The 18,321-nt window shown below is 64.4% G+C and carries 19 protein-coding genes, 2 tRNA genes and 1 pseudogene; 9 read left to right on the forward strand and 13 right to left on the reverse strand.

The window, feature by feature from the left end:
- Positions 1-2 precede the first annotated feature (2 nt).
- On the reverse strand, positions 3-1,316 hold the full coding sequence (locus ACM61V_RS13470) for an Nramp family divalent metal transporter (protein ID WP_419714064.1): 1,314 nt from the start codon (positions 1,314-1,316) through the stop codon (positions 3-5).
- A gap of 167 nt (positions 1,317-1,483) precedes the next feature.
- Between ACM61V_RS13470 and ACM61V_RS13475 the strand changes: the two are divergent.
- Positions 1,484-1,699, forward strand: a pseudogene (locus ACM61V_RS13475) (DUF2147 domain-containing protein); the annotation flags it as partial.
- Between the two features lie 96 nt (positions 1,700-1,795).
- On the opposite strand, the gene ACM61V_RS13480 reads toward ACM61V_RS13475, so the two are convergent.
- Positions 1,796-2,425, reverse strand: a complete 630-nt coding sequence (locus tag ACM61V_RS13480; RefSeq protein ID WP_419714065.1) for a DNA-3-methyladenine glycosylase family protein — start codon at positions 2,423-2,425, stop codon at positions 1,796-1,798.
- Positions 2,426-2,479: 54 nt separating this feature from the next.
- Between ACM61V_RS13480 and ACM61V_RS13485 the strand changes: the two genes are divergently transcribed.
- Positions 2,480-2,797: a 2Fe-2S iron-sulfur cluster-binding protein gene (locus ACM61V_RS13485; protein ID WP_137787631.1), complete on the forward strand. Its 318-nt coding sequence runs from the start codon at positions 2,480-2,482 to the stop codon at positions 2,795-2,797.
- Between the two features lie 64 nt (positions 2,798-2,861).
- Here ACM61V_RS13485 and rlmB read toward each other — a convergent pair whose 3' ends face one another.
- On the reverse strand, positions 2,862-3,608 hold the full coding sequence (gene rlmB / locus ACM61V_RS13490; protein WP_137787632.1) for a 23S rRNA (guanosine(2251)-2'-O)-methyltransferase RlmB: 747 nt from the start codon (positions 3,606-3,608) through the stop codon (positions 2,862-2,864).
- Complete coding sequence (locus ACM61V_RS13495; RefSeq protein WP_419714066.1) at positions 3,608-5,203, reverse strand: M20/M25/M40 family metallo-hydrolase; 1,596 nt, start codon at positions 5,201-5,203, stop codon at positions 3,608-3,610. The genes rlmB and ACM61V_RS13495 overlap by 1 nt, the downstream gene beginning before the upstream one ends.
- Before the next feature lie 134 nt (positions 5,204-5,337).
- Between ACM61V_RS13495 and ACM61V_RS13500 the strand changes: the two genes are divergently transcribed.
- Positions 5,338-5,423, forward strand: a tRNA-Tyr gene (locus ACM61V_RS13500).
- Between the two features lie 241 nt (positions 5,424-5,664).
- On the opposite strand, the gene ACM61V_RS13505 is transcribed toward ACM61V_RS13500, so the two are convergent.
- Positions 5,665-5,739, reverse strand: a tRNA-Val gene (locus ACM61V_RS13505).
- A gap of 56 nt (positions 5,740-5,795) precedes the next feature.
- Positions 5,796-6,173: a cell cycle two-component system response regulator CpdR gene (cpdR, locus tag ACM61V_RS13510; RefSeq protein WP_137787634.1), complete on the reverse strand. Its 378-nt coding sequence runs from the start codon at positions 6,171-6,173 to the stop codon at positions 5,796-5,798.
- 129 nt (positions 6,174-6,302) lie between these two features.
- Between cpdR and ACM61V_RS13515 the strand changes: the two genes are divergently transcribed.
- Positions 6,303-7,136, forward strand: a complete 834-nt coding sequence (locus ACM61V_RS13515; protein ID WP_137787635.1) for an N-formylglutamate amidohydrolase — start codon at positions 6,303-6,305, stop codon at positions 7,134-7,136.
- Between the two features lie 173 nt (positions 7,137-7,309).
- On the opposite strand, the gene ACM61V_RS13520 is transcribed toward ACM61V_RS13515, so the two are convergent.
- Genes ACM61V_RS13520 through ACM61V_RS13530 form a run of 3 tightly spaced genes read right to left on the reverse strand, consistent with a single transcriptional unit; the run spans position 7,310 to position 10,145 of the window.
- Positions 7,310-7,852, reverse strand: a complete 543-nt coding sequence (locus tag ACM61V_RS13520; protein ID WP_137787636.1) for a cytochrome b — start codon at positions 7,850-7,852, stop codon at positions 7,310-7,312.
- A gap of 17 nt (positions 7,853-7,869) precedes the next feature.
- Positions 7,870-8,640, reverse strand: coding sequence for a SapC family protein (locus tag ACM61V_RS13525; protein ID WP_137787637.1), 771 nt, complete (start codon positions 8,638-8,640; stop codon positions 7,870-7,872).
- A gap of 56 nt (positions 8,641-8,696) precedes the next feature.
- The gene (locus tag ACM61V_RS13530) at positions 8,697-10,145 is read right to left on the reverse strand and encodes an FAD-binding oxidoreductase (RefSeq protein ID WP_419714067.1); all 1,449 of its coding nucleotides are present in this window, start codon (positions 10,143-10,145) and stop codon (positions 8,697-8,699) included.
- A 67-nt stretch (positions 10,146-10,212) separates the two neighbouring features.
- Here ACM61V_RS13530 and ACM61V_RS13535 point away from each other — a divergent pair, with 67 nt between their 5' ends.
- The 5 genes from ACM61V_RS13535 (at position 10,213) to ACM61V_RS13555 (ending at position 14,587) form a co-directional block, all read left to right on the forward strand.
- The gene (locus tag ACM61V_RS13535; protein ID WP_137787639.1) at positions 10,213-10,692 is read left to right on the forward strand and encodes a hypothetical protein; all 480 of its coding nucleotides are present in this window, start codon (positions 10,213-10,215) and stop codon (positions 10,690-10,692) included.
- A 113-nt stretch (positions 10,693-10,805) separates the two neighbouring features.
- Positions 10,806-12,203 carry a DEAD/DEAH box helicase gene (locus tag ACM61V_RS13540; protein ID WP_137787640.1) on the forward strand — a complete coding sequence of 466 codons (1,398 nt, stop codon included), beginning with the start codon at positions 10,806-10,808 and terminating at the stop codon, positions 12,201-12,203.
- Positions 12,204-12,224: 21 nt separating this feature from the next.
- Positions 12,225-12,449 (forward strand): DUF1289 domain-containing protein, encoded by a 225-nt coding sequence (locus ACM61V_RS13545; RefSeq protein WP_137787641.1) that lies wholly within the window; start codon positions 12,225-12,227, stop codon positions 12,447-12,449.
- Positions 12,450-12,459: 10 nt separating this feature from the next.
- A complete protein-coding gene (locus tag ACM61V_RS13550) occupies positions 12,460-13,806 on the forward strand; it encodes a TldD/PmbA family protein (RefSeq protein ID WP_137787642.1) in 1,347 nt (448 codons plus the stop codon).
- Positions 13,799-14,587, forward strand: coding sequence for a 3'(2'),5'-bisphosphate nucleotidase CysQ (locus ACM61V_RS13555; RefSeq protein ID WP_137787643.1), 789 nt, complete (start codon positions 13,799-13,801; stop codon positions 14,585-14,587). The genes ACM61V_RS13550 and ACM61V_RS13555 overlap by 8 nt, the downstream gene beginning before the upstream one ends.
- A gap of 14 nt (positions 14,588-14,601) precedes the next feature.
- Here ACM61V_RS13555 and ACM61V_RS13560 read toward each other — a convergent pair whose 3' ends face one another.
- The 4 genes from ACM61V_RS13560 to tal all read right to left on the reverse strand — a co-directional run bounded on the left by ACM61V_RS13560 (position 14,602) and on the right by tal (position 18,307).
- Positions 14,602-15,348 carry an HAD-IIB family hydrolase gene (locus ACM61V_RS13560; RefSeq protein ID WP_137787644.1) on the reverse strand — a complete coding sequence of 249 codons (747 nt, stop codon included), beginning with the start codon at positions 15,346-15,348 and terminating at the stop codon, positions 14,602-14,604.
- Complete coding sequence (locus ACM61V_RS13565) at positions 15,345-16,142, reverse strand: Cof-type HAD-IIB family hydrolase (RefSeq protein WP_137787645.1); 798 nt, start codon at positions 16,140-16,142, stop codon at positions 15,345-15,347. The genes ACM61V_RS13560 and ACM61V_RS13565 overlap by 4 nt, the downstream gene beginning before the upstream one ends.
- The gene (gnd, locus tag ACM61V_RS13570) at positions 16,139-17,125 is read right to left on the reverse strand and encodes a phosphogluconate dehydrogenase (NAD(+)-dependent, decarboxylating) (RefSeq protein WP_137787646.1); all 987 of its coding nucleotides are present in this window, start codon (positions 17,123-17,125) and stop codon (positions 16,139-16,141) included. Before gnd ends, ACM61V_RS13565 begins: the two co-directional genes overlap by 4 nt.
- Before the next feature lie 72 nt (positions 17,126-17,197).
- Entirely contained in the window at positions 17,198-18,307 is a 1,110-nt protein-coding gene (gene tal / locus ACM61V_RS13575; RefSeq protein ID WP_137787647.1) for a transaldolase, read from the reverse strand.
- Between the last annotated feature and the right edge of the window lie 14 nt (positions 18,308-18,321).

Genomic DNA, 18,321 nt, shown 5'->3' on the forward strand with positions numbered 1-18,321 from the left:
CGTCAGCCGAAAGCTATACCCCACAGCAGGACCGCGTTCAGCAGCACGATCAGGCCCGCCACTGACCAGGCAAGGGCGGCAAGCCAGCGCGGTGCGATATGTGCGCCCATGACAGTCGCGCTGCCGGTGAAGGCAACCAGCGGCACCACCGCGAACGGCAATTGCATGCTTAGAACCACCTGGCTCAATAGCAGCAACCGCGTCGCGCCTTCATCGCCCATCGTCATCACGACCGCGATCGCCGGCAAGAGCGCCAGTCCGCGTGTCACCAGCCGCCGCGCCCATGCCGGCAGCCGCAGGTGAAGAAACCCTTCCATTACAATCTGGCCCGCCAGCGTTCCGGTGACAGTGGAATTCTGCCCGCTCGCCAACAGCGCGATGGCGAATACCGTGCTCGCTGCCCCCACGCCAAGCATCGGCGCGAGCAACCGGTGCGCGTCTGCGATTTCCGCTACGTCGGTGCGCCCGGCGACATGAAAGGTGGCCGCCGCCAGGATCAGGATGGCGGCATTTATGAAGAAGGCTAGCCCTAGCGAAACCGTCGAGTCCACCGTCGCCAAGCGGATCGCCTCGCGCCTGTCGCGCTCGCTCTGCCCGAACGCCCGCGTCTGCACGATGGCGGAATGGAGGTACAGGTTGTGGGGCATCACTGTCGCGCCCAGGATGCCGATCGCAATATACAGCATCGCGGGATTGCGGACGATTTCCGCAGTTGGCACCACGCCCCCCGCAGCCGCGCGCCAGTCCGGCCCCGCCCAGATAAGTTCCAGGGTGAAACAGCCGGCGATGATGATGAGCAATGCGGCGATAACCGCTTCCAACCGCCGGAATCCAAAACGCTGCAGCGCCAGGATTAGGAAAACGTCGAGCGCGGTCACGCACACGCCGGCGACCAGCGGCAGGCCAAACAGCAATTGCAGTGCGATCGCCGTACCCAGCACCTCGGCGAGATCGCACGCGATGATCGCGATCTCGCATAGCAGCCACAGCGCCAGCGCAACACCGCGAGGGTAATGCGCGCGGCAGGCCTGGGCGAGATCCATTCCCGCCCCGATACCCAACCGAGCGGCCAGCGCCTGAAGCACAATCGCCATCAGGTTCGACAGAAGCACGACGGAGAGCAGCGCGTAGCCAAAAGCAGAGCCACCCGCGATATCGGTCGCCCAGTTGCCCGGGTCCATGTAGCCGACCGCCACCAGCCAGCCCGGGCCAGTGAAGGCAAGCAGCTTACGCACGAAGCCTGCACCATGCGGCACGGTGATCGTGCCATGGCTTTCCGGCAGCGAGCGCCTGACGTCGATAGGGAGCCGGTTCATCCGCGCATCCATGCGGGAGGGTACGATGTGGTTCAACCGCGATTTGGCTATCGGAGGAGCGCACTTAAAAGCGGCCAGCCCGCGCGCTGCCCAAAGGCAGGTTTCCCTGATAGCGCGCCGTCTTCTCCCTTATTGTCGCTACGCAGCATACGGCGGACGGATCGGGCATCATCGCGCGCGCGCCACGTGTCGCACCGATGTGCGGCAAGCTCGCCACGATCGTCAGGCCGAGTACGCAAAGCCACGAGCGGGATATCAAGTATCCCGATCCTGCTCTGCGGTCGCGTCCGATGCGCAGCATCCAGATTCTTTACCGGCTTACAGATAACGGCAAGGAGTGGCGTGGCCAGATTTGTGATCCGCGTCGGGGCAAGACATTCAAGTCGACCGGCAGCCGCAACCCGATGGCTCGCTCAACGTGCAGGGTTGCGTCGCAATGTTCTGCCAGACGCAGGTTTGGAAACCCGCGCCCTCACCGGTCAGACGGGAGCGGCGTCCTTCCCAGCGCCGTAATGATGCCAGGTGAAGATTGCAGCCGCACCGCGATACGGTCGCCAAGCCTCCGCCAACTCTCGCGTCAATTTCTCGCTAGGCCGAGTCTCATGGCCAAGGATCCGCCCTACTTCGATCTGCACGGCGAGATCGCCTGCCGGCCAGATATCGGGTCGCCCTTCAGCGAACAGCAGATAGATTTCGGCGGACCAGCGCCCGATCCCTTTCACACGAATGAGGTCTGCAATCGCCTCTTCATCGTCCGCCGGAAGGTTGGCGAGATCGAGACGGCAACTCAGCACCTCTTCCGCCAGGCTGCGGGCATAGCCCGATTTCTGTCGCGAGAAACCACAGGCGCGCAAATCCTCATCGCTGGCACGCGCGATGATTTTCGGATCTGTCGGATCACCGATCTGCGCCTCGAGCTTGCGCCACACCGCGTCCGCTGCCTTCACGCTCACCTGCTGCCCCACGATCGTCCGCAGCAAGGTGGCGTAACCGGGTGCGCGAATCCGCGGCTCCGGGTAGCCGACGCGGGCAAGAGCAGCGGCAAATCTCGGCTCGATCGAGCCAAGCGCGTCGATCGCTGAATGCAGCGCTTCCTTGTTCAGCCCCATTGCAGGCGCGCGCGAACGAAGGCATGGGTCGGGGAGAAATTCACGGAGAGCATGATGCCGAAGCTTATCGTCGTTACGCGGAATGGGGAAGAACGCGAGTTGGACGGCGATGCAGGCCTGTCTGTGATGGAAGTTATCCGCGACGGCGGCATCGATGAGATCCTAGCGCTGTGCGGCGGTTGCTGTAGCTGCGCCACCTGCCACGTACATGTCGACCCGGAATTTGCGGCCAAACTGCCGCCTATGAGTGAGGATGAGAACGACCTGCTCGATTCTTCCAGTGACCGGAACGAAACCTCGCGCCTGTCATGTCAGATCCCGTTCACCGATGCACTTGATGGACTGAAGATCCGCATCGCCGAAGAAGACTAAGCGGCGAAGCCGCGATAGTGCAGAAGCTTCAAAGGCGCGACTTCGCCGTATCGCGCCTTTGAAATTATCCCCGCACCGTCACCGCATAAAGCGCGATCGCGGCGGCATTGGACACGTTCAAGCTTTCCACTTTGGGGGAGATCGGCAGCTTTGCAAGCTGGTCGCAATGCGCCTCGGTATTCTGGCGCATCCCCTCGCCCTCCGCACCAAGTACGATCGCGATGCGCGCCTCGCCCATAGCTTGAGCCAGCGTCTGCGGGGCACGGCCGGTCAAGCCGATACGCCAAAAACCTGCTTCGGCAATCTCATCCAGTGCGCGAGCAAGGTTGACCACCCTCACCCATGGTACGGTTTCCAATGCCCCTGAGGCGGAGCGAGCCAGAACGCCGGATTCGGGCGGCGCGTGACGATCCTGCGTGATGATTCCAAGCGCATCGAACGCTGCGGCCGAGCGCATGATGGCACCAACATTGTGCGGATCAGTGACCTGATCGAGCACCACCAAAGGTCGGCGATCATCCTTCCCCCGCTCTAAGAGATCGCCCAGCCATATTTCCTCCAGCGGGTCGACCTCGGCTACCAGCCCTTGATGCGGTGCATCATTGGGCACCATCCGCCCGAGATCGGCGACATCAGCATAGACGACCGGCAACACCGGCGGCAGATCAAGCGCCGCAAGCGCTTCACGCGTTCCCCAGATCTTGCGCACCACGCGCTCCGGGTTCGCCAATGCAGCTATCACGGCGTGCCTGCCCCAGAATCGCGGGCGACCGCCGGAGGGCTGGGAAGGGCGGTGTCCGCGACGGGTCATCAATTGTTGTCCGGGTAAGCAAATGGATCGGTAACGACCGGCTTGGTCGGCAACGGTGAGCGCGGCAAGGGCTTTTCGGCATTGGCCGCGTTCAGCAGAAACGAGGCGAGGATCGTCGCCCCTTGTCGCATGTCGTCCGCCTTCAGATGGTCGTAGGTGTCGGCAGATGAATGGTGGGTGCGCGTCTCATAGTCCAGTGGATCCTGGATGAACTGAAAACCGGGCGCACCAACAGCCTGCATGAAGACGTGATCTGTGCCGTCGGTCGGCGCGACCGCCACCTGCGTCATCCCCATCGAGCGGAAGGGCGCCATCCAGTCGGCGAAGATTCGCGCCGCCGCTGGGTTGTTCTCGGCATAGATGCCGCGCAACTTTCCGGAACCGTTGTCGATATTGAAATAGCCGGCGAGCGCGTCGTAGCCCGGCTGCTTGTTGATCGGCCAGCGCTTCGGCCATTCATAGTAACGGCGTTCTCCCGTCAGCGGCGGATCGTTCGGCCCGCCGCGCGTGGCGAGGTTCTTTTCCACCCACGCCAGGCTGCCAAGCAGCGCCTGCTCTTCCCCGCTCCACAGCGCGAAGCGGATAGTGCGCTTTGGGCGCACGCCAATGGTGGAGAGTATTCGCGCAGCCTCCATTATCATCGCGGAGCCCGCGCCATTGTCTGTCGCTCCGTCCCCGGCGACCCAGCTGTCGAGATGCGCCCCGGCCATAACATAACCAGCCTTGGGATCGGTGCCGGGAATCTCTGCGAAAATGTTGTACGCTTTGACGTCGCTGTCGTCATAGTGCGTCACGCTGTCGATTTCGAGCGTCGGCGCGGCCGCGATCTTCGCAAGTCGCGCGAGTCGTCGATAATCCTCGGCAGCGATCTGCACGCCCGGCAGCGACGGCGATTTACCCGCCTCGAACATATAGCCCTCGCCGTGCAACAGCAGGCCATCGCGATACGAGATGGTGGCATATGCGAGAGCACCCTCTTCTTTCAGAAAGGCGTCGCGCTGCTTCTCGAAGTCGGAACGCTCCAGCGTCCGCTTGTCGGCTTCCGGGTCGTATTTAGCCTGCTCGAATTCGTCGAGCTTCGCCAGCTCATCACCAGTATAGCGATGGAATGGCGCCGTCGTACTCTCCGATCCGGCGCCGGGCTGGGAAACCAGCACAATCTTGCCACTGAGCTTTCCCCTGTATTGCGCGAAATCGCGTGCGCGCTGCATTGGCGCGACGAAAATCGGGGCACTGATCGTGCCCTTCGTCGGTGGAGTCCAGGCAATCGGGATCGCTGTAAGCTGGATCGGACGAGGCGAAACCATCCGCACACTGGATTTCTCGATCCACCAACCGCGGCCGAAAAGATATCCTTCCTTGTGAACGTTCTTCAGACCCCATTCGCGATACTTCTTCTGTGTCCATTCCTCCGCCGTACGCATAGCGGGCGAGTTTGTGAGGCGCGGGCCGATCACGTCACTCAGATGTTGAGCCGTCAGCATCACCTGAGAATGGCTTATGCCTTCGTCAATGATCCTGGCGATGTCTGCGTTATCGTGGGCTTGGACTGGCGTAGCGATAATAGCGGTCGCGGCGAGCAACAGATGGCGCATGTGCGGTACCCCTTCCCTGCGGGAATTATTTTGTTGCGCGCCCTATGCCGCGCGTCGGTCATGAAAACCAGTGCGTTGACAGCGACCGCCGGCTTCGGCATTGGGCGCCCTCGCTTTGATGAAGCGGCCCCATTGGAAGGGTGGCCGAGTGGTTAAAGGCAGCAGACTGTAAATCTGCCCGCGTGAGCGTACACTGGTTCGAATCCAGTCCCTTCCACCAAGGCCGCAACCGGCGGCCTTTCGCAAACGGCAGATCGGCACAAACCCGGCACGATCGAGGCCCGCAGCCTTCTGCGACGGTTCGAGAGGGGCTTTGCCGTTCCCGGACGGCGCCTTGGGTTTCAAGACATCCGAAACGCCCGACGCGCAATATCTACAGCGTTTGCGTTAGATGTTCATCGGCCACTGCCGACCATCAAAGCAAAAGCCCCGCCACCCGGATCGGGCAGCGGGGCTTTCGATGGTGGGCGTGGCAAGGATTGAACTTGCGACCCCTGCGATGTCAACACAGTGCTCTACCACTGAGCTACACGCCCACGGGAGTGGGGCCTTTAGCGAGGAGATTCCGACCACGCAAGCGGCGCAGCGCGATTTAGTTCAGGCCGCTCACATTATCGGCTTCGAACATGCGATCGACTTCGAGCACGAGATCTCGCAGGTGAAACGGCTTCGACAAAACACGCGCCTGCGGCATCGCCCTGCCGGCCTTCAGCGTCACCGCCGCGAAGCCGGTGATGAACATGACGCGCATGTCCGGCGCGATATCGGCCGCTTTCTGCGCCAGCTCGATCCCATCCATTTCCGGCATCACGATATCCGTGAGCAGCAGATCGAATCGCTCCGCCTCGATCAGCGGAATCGCCGCCGTGCCACGATCGACCGCCGATACCGCATAGCCCGAACGCTCAAGCGCGCGGGTAAGATATTCGCGCATCACCTGATCGTCCTCGGCCAGTAGTATCCTGATCATGGTGGGTTGTCGGTCCTCGTATCTGGCCGTGCCTCGTCGGGGCTGCCAATATGCCGCAACACATTAAGAAAATCCATCCGCCCGCGCCCCGTTGCGACCAGTCGCGCTGTGCCATAGGCTGATGCAAGAATGACGCGATCCTTCGATATTGTCGGCCCGGAAATACCGGAAAGCCCAGTGGTAATCTCGGTGCCCCACGCGGGGCGCGATTATCCGCTCTCCCTGCGTGCGAACCTGCGCGTGCCGAGCGAACTCCTGGCCACTTTGGAGGACCGCCATGTCGATGCGATCGCGCTGGCGGCGAGCGCGGGCGAAACGCTGCTGATCCAGCGGCTGGGACGAGCCTGGATCGATCTCAACCGCGCAGAGCATGAGCGTGATCCGGGCGTCGATGAGGGTGCGCCGCCGGGAGCACCCAGCACGAAGGTGCGTGGCGGGCTTGGAATCGTACCGCGGCGCACGGCGCGGGCAGGCGAATTGTGGCGACGACGTTTTCCAGGCGAGGAGATTGCAGCGCGCATTCTCGCCGATCACCGGCCGTATCACGCGGCGCTGCGCGAGACGCTGAGACTGGCACGGGACCGGTTCGGCTGCGCAGTATTGCTCGATCTTCATTCGATGCCGCCGATCCTGCAAGGCAACGCGCGGATCGTCACGGGCGATCGCTTCGGTCGCTCCAGCAGCGTGCGCTTCGTCCGCCGCGTGGAATCGGTCGTGAGCACGGAAGGTCTGCGGTACAGTCGCAATGTCCCCTACGCCGGTGGCCACATCCTGGAACGGCATGGCAACCCGGCCACGCATATTCATGCCATTCAGCTCGAACTCGATCGGTCGCTGTATCTTGACAGCACGTTCGACAAGCCTGGCGCCAATTTCGACGCGATCGTCCGACTGGTGCGCGGAATTATAGACGCACTGACCGACGAAGCATGCGATTCCGCGCCGGCACTCGCCGCCGAGTAACCCACAAAAAAAACCACCTCGCGAATACACGCGAGGTGGCCAAGGTTCAGGGAGGAGACACGCCTGAGCGTGTCATACAGCGCCGTGAAAGGGGGGAACACTGCGCTGTACGGCTACAACATATGATGGGTGGATTTGGTTTCAAGAGCAATTAGCTCAACCGATCGCTTTTATCATCCAGACCGTGGCAGCATCCGCGCGACGAGGTTGTCGCGAAGGAGAAACTGATGGCGCAGCGCGGCGGCGATATGCACCACCACCAGCCCGAGCATCAGCCATCCCAGCACCCCATGCGCGTCGCCGCCGAGATTGGCGGTGACACGCGAAACCGGGAGAAACGGGATGTCGAACGCGCCGAACCAGTCCAGCGGCCGCCTGTGCTCCGGCGAGGAAACCATCGCCCAGCCGGATAGCGGCAGGAGCAACAGCACCGCATAGAAAAGGCCGTGCACAAGTTGCGCGGCGGCTCGTTCCCATCCCGCCAGTTCAGGCGGCAGCGGCGGCGCGCGATGCGCCAGCCGCCAGCCGAGCCGCAGCAGCGTGAGCACAAGCACGGTGATGCCGATCGACTTGTGACCGGGCATCCACGCGCGCAGCATCGGCACGGAATCATGCCCGATGCCGATGAGCAGATTGACGATGACGAAAAACGCGATGAGCCAGTGAAGCGCGATCGCCACACCGGAATAGCGAGCGCCAACAAACGGTCTGGTCATCGCGTCGTCATCTCCATTCAGACAATCAGATTGGGCTGCGGCACGAGACCGAGATTGACCTGACGGACGAAGATATCCCGCATCAGGGCCAGCGAGAAGAGGTGGGCGTAGATAAGCGGCAGCATGCCCGATTTGGACATCTTGCGAAGCTGGTCACCGCGCAGATCCGCAAGCTTCTCTTCGTTGACCATCTGGAAGCCGCGATAGACGAACGGCTGCTCGTAGCCGTCATGCTGGATGGAAACCTCGCCCTCCATCAGCAGGTCCATCTCGCGAAGTTCCTGCACGAAGCCGCCGGTGCGCGCGCCCGCCTGCTCGAAAGATTCGTTGAACGACAGGATGTTGCGGGTGAATTCGCTCGGCTGCGTGCCATCGAACAGCGCCTCGCCTTCATCGAATGCGCCGATCGTATCAGCGGTCGGATCGAAGCAGAGCGACAATTCGTCCGCGTCGGGGCGCAGACGCGCGAGCATGAAGGGATAGCGGCGGATATAGGCCGGGACGTAGAAATTGTCCTCGGTCAGCTTCCCTTCCGCATCGATGAAGACGTTCACGCCCTCGTTCAGGCCCATCAGCGCGATCGGCACGGCATCGTCGCCCGCGGTGAAGACGATCGGCATGAAGCGCTGGACCAGCGGAAACTCCTCGACCGTTACCGGGATCGCATGCTGATGCTGCAGGAACGGCGCGGCATTGGCGGGCCGGAGGCGATAATTGGCGTGCAGATCGCTCGAAAGCGGCTCCAGGCCGTTGTAGAAAAGCGGAAGCTGCTGCGGCGCACTGGCCATCATTCTCTCCAGTATCGAAATCAGTATCAGGCCGACACGGCCCGGATCGAGCGGCCCTATTCGCCCTGCCCGCGCGGCGCAAGCGCGACGAGCTTGCCGGGGTTCATGATCCCGTACGGGTCGATCGCGTGCTTGATCGCCCGCAACGCGGCCATGCGCGCGGGCGAGGACAGCCGCTCAAGCTCGGCAAGCTTCATTTGCCCGATGCCGTGCTCAGCCGAGATCGAGCCGCCCGCCGCCACGACCAGATCGCCGACGAAGCGCGTCACCACCGGCGCCTCTTCGGCAAACCAGCGCGCGGCATCGGCACCGGCCGGCGCGCGCACGTGGAAATGAACGTTGCCGTCACCCAGATGCCCGAAACCCGAGGCGTGGGTGCCGGGGAAGCGCGCCTCGCATGCCGCCGCCGCCTCGATCATGAAGCGCGGCATCGCCTCCACCGGCACCGAGATATCGTGCTGCGCGGCAGGGCCGGTTGCGCGCTCCGCGTCGGAAATCGATTCGCGGATGCGCCAGAAGGCGTCGGCCTGCGCTTCGCTCGCCGCGATCGACGCATCGGCGATGACGCCATCGGCAAGCGCGGCCGCCAGCACGCGCTCAACGATCGCGGCGGGCGGCTCCGCCTGCGAATCGGCCGCCGTCACCTCGACCAGCGCGTGCCACGGATGCGCGCTTTCCAGCGGCGAGCGCGTGCCGGGGATATGGCGCAGCACCGCGCCAAGCAATTCACCGGGCAACAGTTCAAAGCTTTCCACATCGTTGCTCGCGCGCTGGAAACGACGCAGCAGCGCCAGCGCGGCGGCCGGGTCCGCCAGCCCCACCCAGGCGACCGCGCGCGCCGCGACCGCCGGCACCAGCCGCAGCGTCGCCGCGGTCACGACACCCAGCGTCCCCTCGCCCCCGATCAGCAACTGCGTGAGATCATAGCCGCGATTGTCCTTCTTGAGCGCGTCCAGCCCGTCATGGATCTGACCATCGGGGAGCACCACCTCGATCCCTGCGACCAGCCCGCGCATCGTGCCGAAACGGAGCACCTGCGTGCCGCCCGCATTGGTCGAAACCAGTCCGCCGACCGTTGCCGACCCCTTCGCGCCGAGCGACAGCGGGAAACGCTGCCCGCGCTCCAGCGCCGCAGCGTGAAGATCGGACAGGATCACCCCCGCCTCCGCGACGACCAGCCCCGCGGCCGCATCGAGCCGGCGGAGCGCGTTCATCCGCCGCGTCGAGAGGATCGCCGCGCTGCCGTCTGCCGGCGGCGTCGCGCCCCCGACCATCGAGGTATTCCCTCCCTGCGGCACGAGGGGAACCCGCAGCGCGGCGGCAGCCGCGACGATCGTCGAGACCTCCAGCGTGCTGGCGGGCTGGAACATCACCGGCGCATGGCCATGCCAGCGCCCGCGCCAATCCGTCTCCAGCGGCGCGATGGCGGCAGCATCGGTGATGATCGCGCGGGCCGGGATTTGCCCCGCCAGCGTTTCGAGCAGAGCGGTCTGGGCTGGTGTCATGTCGCATTTATCGCACGCAATTCATGTATCGTTCAAATCCCATCGCTCACGTCCAGCCTGTTTGCCCATGTCAAAGCGCGCCCTGCCCCTGCTCCCGATCCTCGCCGCGATGCCGCTGCTCGTATCCGCGCGCGCGCCGGACGCGGATGACATGGCGGGAACGCAATGGGCGCAGGTCATCATCCGCGAACGGATGATCATCCGCATTCCGCGCGTGGATTCATCGCCCGAGCCCCCCCGTCCGCTATACCGTCCAGCGCCGCCGCCGCCCGCCAGATGGCGCGAGCAATCCGCGCCCAAATGTGTTCCGGCGGACTCGATTGTCGCTGCGAGGATGAACGAGGGCGACGTCGATCTCGAAACGATCGACGGGCGGAGACTGCGCGCCAAGCTCGACGACGCCTGCCCGACGCTGAAGTTCTATACCGGCTTCTATCTGAAGCGGACGGGAGACGGAATGATCTGTGCGAAACGCGATGCCTTGCGCTCGCGATCGGGGGCGCGTTGCGAAATCGCGTACTTCAGGGCGCTCGTGCCCCGTCGCTAGCCCGGCGCATTGCCCGCTGCGTTGCACAAAAACTTGACTTTTCCGGCGCAATCGCGTTCCGCCAGCATCAGGGTGACCCATGGGTGCACCCATTGCTCTTTCTCGGAATTGCCATGAGCTTCGCCGATCTCGGCCTGTCAGATGAACTGCTCCGCGCCGTAGCCGATACCGGCTACAACGAACCGACTCCGATCCAGGCGTCGGCGATACCGTCCGTACTGATGATGCGCGATATCATCGGCATCGCGCAGACGGGAACGGGCAAGACAGCCTCGTTCGTGCTTCCGATGATCGACATCCTCGCCCAGGGACGGAGCCGCGCGCGGATGCCGCGCAGCCTGATCCTGGAACCAACGCGCGAACTTGCCGCGCAGGTCGCGGAGAATTTCGAGACCTACGGCAAATATCACAAGCTCTCGATGGCGCTTCTGATCGGCGGCGTGCAGATGGGCGATCAGGTGAAGGCGCTGGAAAAAGGCGTCGACGTGCTGATCGCAACGCCGGGCCGCCTGATGGACCTGTTCGAGCGCGGCAAAATCCTGCTCACCGGGTGCAGCATGCTCGTCATCGACGAGGCGGACCGGATGCTCGACATGGGCTTCATTCCCGATATCGAGACGATCTGCACAAAGCTTCCCGCCACGCGCCAGACGCTGCTCTTTTCCGCGACGATGCCGCCACCGATCAAGAAGCTGGCGGATCGCTTCCTGACCAACCCGAAAACGATCGAGGTCGCGCGGCCCGCATCGACCAACATCAACATCGCCCAATGGGTGGTGCCGGTGAAAGGCTCCGCCTTCGACAAGCGGGATACGCTGCGCCGCCTGCTGCGGACCGAGGAAGTGCGCACCGCGATCATCTTCTGCAACCGCAAGACGACCGTGCGGGAGCTCAACAAGAGCCTTCAGAAGCACGGCTTCGCCTCCAGCGAGATCCACGGTGACATGGAGCAGTCGGCGCGGATCGCGGAGCTGGAGCGTTTCAAGCTGGGCGACGTGAACATCCTCGTCGCCTCCGACGTCGCCGCGCGCGGGCTGGATATCAAGGGCGTGAGCCACGTCTTCAATTTCGATGCGCCGTGGCACCCCGACGATTACGTCCATCGCATCGGGCGCACCGGCCGGGCGGGCGCAACAGGCATCGCCTACACCTTCGTCGGCGCGGACGATGCCGAGAATATCGAGAATATCGAAAAGCTCACCGGTCAGAAGATCCCCCGCGTCGCCGCCCCTGCAAAAGATGCGGAAGAGCAGCATATCGCCACTGCCGACGACAAGCCGCGCGCACGCCGCCGCAATCGCGGCCAGCGCGCCGGCGAGCAGACGGCGCAGCGCACGGCCGGCAGCGTGGGAGCGCGCGCGCAGGAGGCAGAAGCCCCGCGCAGCGACAGCCGCGACGCCGAACATGCGTCACAACCGCCGCGTCGTCGGCACGAGCAGCGCGATCATGCGACTGACGAGGGATGGAACGGGCCGGTTCCCAGCTTCCTCAGCATATCGATAACCAGCTGATCGGGGTCGCGCCGGGCAACCATGCCAATCGAGGCGCATGACGTGACGACCGGCGCGCCGCAATCGCCGTGCACGCTGGTGTGCACGATGGACCGGAAAACCGGGCAGTGCCTCGGCTGCTTCCGCACGATCGACGAGATCGCGCGCTGGTCCACGATGGGTGACGCGGAAAAGCGCGCGGTTCTGGCGCTTGTAGCGCAACGTGGGGCGGCTGCCGCACTAGCATCCGGCGGAACCTCGCCCTAAGTCATCGGCGATGCTTACTTCAGACCAGGCGCGCGATCGCGCACAGGATATCGTGGCCCGGGCGATGCGCGCCGGCGCCGATGCAGCCGATGCGGTGTTCGCCGCCGACGCCTCCAGCGATGTTTCGGTTCGTCTCGGCGAACTGGAGGACGTCGGCCGTTCGGAAAGCGAGGATCTGGGATTGCGGGTGTTCGTCGGGCAACGCTCGGCGAGCGTTTCCACCTCCGATCTTTCCTCCGCGGCAATGGACGCGCTGGTCGAACGCGCGGTGGCGATGGCGCGTGAGGCGCCGGAGGATCGCTGGTCCGGCCTCGCCCCGGAAGCGCGGCTGATGCGCGGCACGCCGCCCGCGCTCGATCTGGAGGACAAGAGCGAGGTTTCGCCAGCGGAGCTGCGCGAGATCGCCGCCGCCGCCGAAGACGCCGCCCGCGCCGTTCCCGGTGTCACCAACAGCGAGGGCGGCGGGGCCAGCGCCTCGCGGAGCGTGATCGCGCTTGCCACCAGCCACGGATTTTCGGGCGGATACGGCACGACCGGCTTCAGCACCTCCGCCAGCGTGATCGCGGGCGAAGGCGGCGGAATGCAGCGCGATTACGCCTTCCACTCCACGCGCCATCGCAATCGGCTGGATTCGCCGGAAACGATCGGCCGCGAAGCGGGCGAACGCGCCGTCGCGCGGCTCGATCCCGGCAAGGTGGAAAGCGGCGCCATGCCGGTGGTGTTCGCTCCGCGCGTGGGGATGAGCCTGCTCGGCCATCTGACCGGCGCGATATCGGGCCAGTCGATCGCCCGGCGGACGAGCTTCCTGCTCGACGCGCTGGGCACCAAAGTGTTCGCCGATGGAATCCGCATCTGCGACGATCCGCATCGTCCGCACGGTTTGCGCTCGCGCCCCTTCGACGGAGAAGGTCTGCCGGTATCGCCGGTGGCGCTGGTCGAGGACGGGGTGCTGGAAACGTGGCTGCTCGAAACCGCTTCCGCCCGTCAGCTCGGGCTGGAGCCGACCGGGCATGCCGCCCGCGGTGTCAGCGGCGCCCCGGGCGTTTCGACCAGCAACCTCTATATGGAAAACGGCCACATCCCGGTCGAAACCCTGATCGGCGATATCGCGCGCGGCGTGTACGTCATCGAACTGATCGGCCAGGGCGTGAACGGCGTAACCGGCGATTACAGCCGTGGCGCGGCGGGTTTCCTGATCGAGGATGGCGCGATCACGCGGCCGGTGGCCGAATTCACGGTGGCGGGCAACCTGCGGGAGATGTTCCGCCAGCTGACCCCGGCCAACGACCTGGAATTTCGTTACGGCACGAACGCGCCAACACTACGCATTGACGGGATGACCGTCGCCGGTGGCTGACCCGCGCCTTGCCGACGCGGTCGCGGGCATCGCCCGGGAGGCCGGCGCGATGGCGCTTGCCCGTTGGCGCACCGATTTCGCGCGGTGGGAGAAAGTGCCGGGCAGCCCGGTATGCGAGGTGGATCTCGATATCGACGCCATGCTCCGCGCCCGCCTGATGGCATTGCTGCCCGATGCGGGGTGGCTGTCGGAAGAAACCGCCGACAATCCCGAACGGCTCTCGCGCAGCCGCGTATGGGTGGTCGATCCGATCGACGGCACCCGAGACTATATCCGCGGAAGGCCCGGCTGGGCCGTGTCGATCGCGCTGGTGGAGATGGGGGAAGCGACGCTTGCCGTGCTCGATGCGCCGGCGCGGGGCGAAGTGTGGCGCGCAGCCACCGGAGCGGGCGCCACGCTGAACGGCGCGGGCGTTCGCGCCGGAAATCGCATGATCTTCCCCGGCGCGCGCGTTCCCACCGATGTGCTGCCCAACGTAGACAGCGATCTGGTGACGGTGGAAAAACCCAATTCGATCGCGCTGCGCATGGCAATGGTTGCGGATGATCGCGCGGATCTGGTGGTGACGCTGCGCTGGGGCAACGAATGGGATATCGCCGCAGCCGCGCTGATCGCGTCGGAGGCCGGGGCCACCACCAGTGACGCATTCGGCGCGCCGCTCACCTTCAACAAGCCCGATCCGCGCGCCTTCGGCATGGTGGTTTCAACCCCGGGCATACACGCCGCCGCCGTGGCGCGGCTGGGCGATCGCGCCCGGGCGATCGCGGCGGAGGGGCACTGACCCCCCTCCCCGCTTCACTTCTGGCAGGCGACCACCGTGGCGATCACACCCAGCGTTTCTTTCGGATCGCGCACGCGCACCGTATCCAGCCCGAGTTCCTTCGCCGGATAGTCGTTGCCGCCCGGGAAGATCGCATCGCCGACGAACATCATCGCATCCAGCGGGATGCCGCTCTCGTCGCGCAGTTTCTTGAGGCCATAAGCCTTGTCCACGCCCTCGCGCGTGATGTCGATCGAGGTGGCGCCGCCCATGTTGATCGCCAGCCCTGGCAGGCGCTGGCGCAGATCAGCCTGGATCACCTTGCGCTTGGCGAAATCGGGATCCCATTTCTCCTTCGCCTCGAGCGGCGCCTGCTGGCCTAGCGCGGAAAAGGTGATCTGGCTGCCACGATCCTCGATCCGCTCGCCCCACGTCTGCTCCGGCACGAAGCCGGTCGCTTCCAGGCTGGCGGTGAACGCATCGACAATCTTCTTCTTCTCCTCATCGGAGAAAAGCTCGGCATAGACGACGCCCCACTGGCCGTCGCGAAACGTGTAGAGCTTTGTGCCGGTGGTCGGCATCAACCACAGCCTGGCACGGTCGGCATGCGCGGGCAGGCGCGAGGCGACCTGCTTGTCGAACTGCGGCCAATCCCCGCCGGAAATCACCGCGACGTTCGCCACGCCGAGCAGCTCCGCCAGCGCCTCCGCCATATCCGGCTGGATCGCCTGTTTGCTTTCTGCGAGCGTGCCATCAAGATCGAACGCCACGAGTTGCTTCACATCATTCTCCCAAGGATGAATTTGTCGATCGCATGCGCGACGCCATCGGCGTCGTTCGCGGTTGTCACATCGTCCGCCTGCGCCTTCACCGCATCGGTGGCATTGCCCATCGCGATCGAGCGGCCAGCGCGCGCGAACATCGCGAGGTCGTTGGCCTGATCGCCGATCGCCACCGTGTGGGAAAGCGACACCCCGATCGCCTGCGTCAGCGCGGTGATGCCGTTGCCCTTGTTGCCGGCCCCGGCGGTGATATCGAGATAATAGGTCTGCGACTGGACGATCGTGGCGGCGGCGGCCAACGGCTCCACCTTGTTGGCCAGATCCTTCAGCAGCGCCGCGTCGTCACTGACGAAGGTGATCTTGTCCGCGCGGTCGAGCAAGTCGCTGAAGTCTGCACGAACAATCGGCTGCTGGTTCGACGCCAGCCGCTCGTGCTCGACGTGAAGGCCCTGATCGGTGGAAGCATACCAACGGTTGTCCGCGAACACCCAGCGATCGACAGCGGCTTCGGCGGCAGCAGCGAAAGCACCGCGCGCGACCTCGATCGGCACCATATGATGTTCGCTGATCGTGCCATCGCGCCGGAAAACGATTCCGCCGTTGAAAGCACCCATCGGGACGTCAAGTTCCAGTCGCTCGGCGATCGGCATCATGCCGGACATCGGGCGCGCGCTGATGATCGTGAATTCAACCCCCGCCGCACGCAGGCGCTTCACCGCCGCAGCCGTGGCGTCGGTCAACTTCTTCTGCTTGTCGACCAGGGTTCCATCGACATCGCAGACCACCAGCATCATTGCGGAATCTCGACGTGGCCGCCGAAGCCGTAGCGCATCGCGGAAAGCAGCTTGTCGCCATACATCGCGTCGATCCGGCTGCGATAGCGCGCAAACAGCGCCGTCGTCAGCACCGCGACCGGGGTGGATTGCTCCATCGCCGCATCGATCGTCCACCGTCCCTCGCCGGAATCCGCGACATGCCCGGAGAATTGCGAGAGCTTGGGGTCTTTCGCCAGCGCCGCAGCGGTGAGATCGAGAAGCCAAGACGACACGACCGAACCACGCCGCCACACCTCGGCGATGTCCGCCATGTTGAAATCGAACTTCTCGTCGTCGGGCAGCTTCGGCGCGTTCCGGCCGTAGAGCACGTCGAAGCCCTCGGCATAAGCCTGCATCAGGCCATATTCGATGCCGTTGTGGACCATCTTCACGAAATGGCCCGCGCCAACCGGGCCGGCGTGAATATAACCCTTTTCGGCGCGGGGATCCTCATCCGGATGAGCCTCGCGATCAGGTGTACGCGGAACTGTGCCGAGTCCCGGCGCGAGCGTATCGAAAATCGGATCAAGCGTATCGACGGCATCCTTGTCGCCGCCGATCATCATGCAGAAGCCGCGCTCCAGCCCCCAGACCCCGCCGGAGGTGCCGACATCGACATAGTGCACGCCCTTGTCGGACAGCGACTTGGCACGGCGGATATCATCCTTCCAGAATGTGTTGCCGCCGTCGATGATGATCGTGCCCGACGCCGCCTTCGCGCCGATCGCGGCGATGGTCTGCTCGGTCGGATCGCCGGCCGGCAGCATAACCCACCAGATCGCCGGATCGGCAAGCTTGCCGCTCATGTCATCGAGCGACTCAGCCGCGATCGCGCCCTCGCCGGCCAGCTCCTTGACCGCATCGGCGCTGCGATCCCACACGACGCATTCGTGCCCGCCGCGCATCAGTCGCCGCGCGATGTTGCCGCCCATCCGGCCGAGGCCGACGATGCCGATTTTCATAGGTGATCCTTCTTCCCACTCCGCCCCGGCTCAATCGCCGGGCGCGGATATCGTTCCGACAGGAAAACCCCTTCAGGCGGCGGCTGGATGCTTTGCCGCGATCGCGCCGAGGAGATCGTCGAACGAGTGGACGAAGGCATGAACGCCCTCCTCCACCAGCGTCGAGGTCACTCCGGCAAGATCAAGCCCGAGCCGCTCCGCATCAGCGAGCACCTTGCGCGCGCCATCCACGTCCTGCGTCAGCGTCTCGGCAACGTTGCCGTGATCGCGGAAGGCGTCGAGCGTCTTCGGCGGCACGGTGTTTACCGTATCTGCGCCGATCAGCGTATCGATATAGAGCGTATCGGGGTAATCCGGGTTCTTGGTGCCAGTTGATGCCCACAGCAGCCGCTGCGGCATCGCGCCCTTGGCGGCCAGCTTCTGCCAGCGGTCCGACGCGATGAACTCCCGATACCATGCATAGGCCGCCTTGGCATTGGCAATGGCAACCTTGCCCTTCAGCGCCTTGGCCTCATCGGCGCCGACCCCGGCATCGATCTTGTCATCGATTCTGCTGTCGATCCGGCTCACGAAGAAGCTCGCGACGCTCGCGATGCGGTCAATCGGATGGCCGTTCGCGACGCGCAGCTCCAGCCCCTCGACGAACGCGAGCGCGACCGACTTGTACGCTTCGATCGAAAACAGCAGTGTGACGTTGACGTTGATTCCCGCCGAAATCGTCGCTGCGATCGCGGGCACTCCTTCCGGCGTTCCGGGAATCTTTATCATCAGGTTCGGCCGATCGACGGCTTTCCACAGCCGCGCCGCCTCCGCGATCGTGCCATCGGTGTCCTCCGCCAGCTTGGGCGACACTTCAAGGCTGACGTAGCCATCCTTGGCGTTGAGACGATCGTAGACCGGGCGCAGCGTATCGGCTGCGTTCCGGATATCCTCGATCGCGAGGTGCTCGTAACGCGCCATCGCGGAGGCGTCCGGGTTTGCCTCGTCGAAAGCCGCGAGGCTGGCGTCATATGCGGTGCCGTGACCCATCGCCTTCTCGAAGATCGACGGATTGGAGGTGACGCCGGTGATGCCGTCCTCCGCAACCAGCTTCTTCAGCCCGCCCTCGTCGAGGAACTTGCGATCGACGAAGTCCAGCCACACCGCCTGACCATGGCTCTCAAGCTCGTTAAGGCGTCCCATCGCTTCACACTCCA

The organism is Sphingomonas sp. TX0543 (genome assembly GCF_048565505.1).
Classification (GTDB): Bacteria; Pseudomonadota; Alphaproteobacteria; order Sphingomonadales; family Sphingomonadaceae; genus Sphingomonas.

Coding starts and splice junctions, on each gene's coding strand:
- ACM61V_RS13470 (WP_419714064.1), bottom strand. CDS start 1,316: ATGAACCGGCTCCCTATCGACGTCAGGCGCTCGCTGCCGGAAAGCCAT.
- ACM61V_RS13480 (WP_419714065.1), bottom strand. CDS start 2,425: ATGGGGCTGAACAAGGAAGCGCTGCATTCAGCGATCGACGCGCTTGGC.
- ACM61V_RS13485 (WP_137787631.1), top strand. CDS start 2,480: ATGCCGAAGCTTATCGTCGTTACGCGGAATGGGGAAGAACGCGAGTTG.
- rlmB (WP_137787632.1), bottom strand. CDS start 3,608: ATGACCCGTCGCGGACACCGCCCTTCCCAGCCCTCCGGCGGTCGCCCG.
- ACM61V_RS13495 (WP_419714066.1), bottom strand. CDS start 5,203: ATGCGCCATCTGTTGCTCGCCGCGACCGCTATTATCGCTACGCCAGTC.
- cpdR (WP_137787634.1), bottom strand. CDS start 6,173: ATGATCAGGATACTACTGGCCGAGGACGATCAGGTGATGCGCGAATAT.
- ACM61V_RS13515 (WP_137787635.1), top strand. CDS start 6,303: ATGACGCGATCCTTCGATATTGTCGGCCCGGAAATACCGGAAAGCCCA.
- ACM61V_RS13520 (WP_137787636.1), bottom strand. CDS start 7,852: ATGACCAGACCGTTTGTTGGCGCTCGCTATTCCGGTGTGGCGATCGCG.
- ACM61V_RS13525 (WP_137787637.1), bottom strand. CDS start 8,640: ATGGCCAGTGCGCCGCAGCAGCTTCCGCTTTTCTACAACGGCCTGGAG.
- ACM61V_RS13530 (WP_419714067.1), bottom strand. CDS start 10,145: ATGACACCAGCCCAGACCGCTCTGCTCGAAACGCTGGCGGGGCAAATC.
- ACM61V_RS13535 (WP_137787639.1), top strand. CDS start 10,213: ATGTCAAAGCGCGCCCTGCCCCTGCTCCCGATCCTCGCCGCGATGCCG.
- ACM61V_RS13540 (WP_137787640.1), top strand. CDS start 10,806: ATGAGCTTCGCCGATCTCGGCCTGTCAGATGAACTGCTCCGCGCCGTA.
- ACM61V_RS13545 (WP_137787641.1), top strand. CDS start 12,225: ATGCCAATCGAGGCGCATGACGTGACGACCGGCGCGCCGCAATCGCCG.
- ACM61V_RS13550 (WP_137787642.1), top strand. CDS start 12,460: ATGCTTACTTCAGACCAGGCGCGCGATCGCGCACAGGATATCGTGGCC.
- ACM61V_RS13565 (WP_137787645.1), bottom strand. CDS start 16,142: ATGATGCTGGTGGTCTGCGATGTCGATGGAACCCTGGTCGACAAGCAG.
- gnd (WP_137787646.1), bottom strand. CDS start 17,125: ATGAAAATCGGCATCGTCGGCCTCGGCCGGATGGGCGGCAACATCGCG.
- tal (WP_137787647.1), bottom strand. CDS start 18,307: ATGGGACGCCTTAACGAGCTTGAGAGCCATGGTCAGGCGGTGTGGCTG.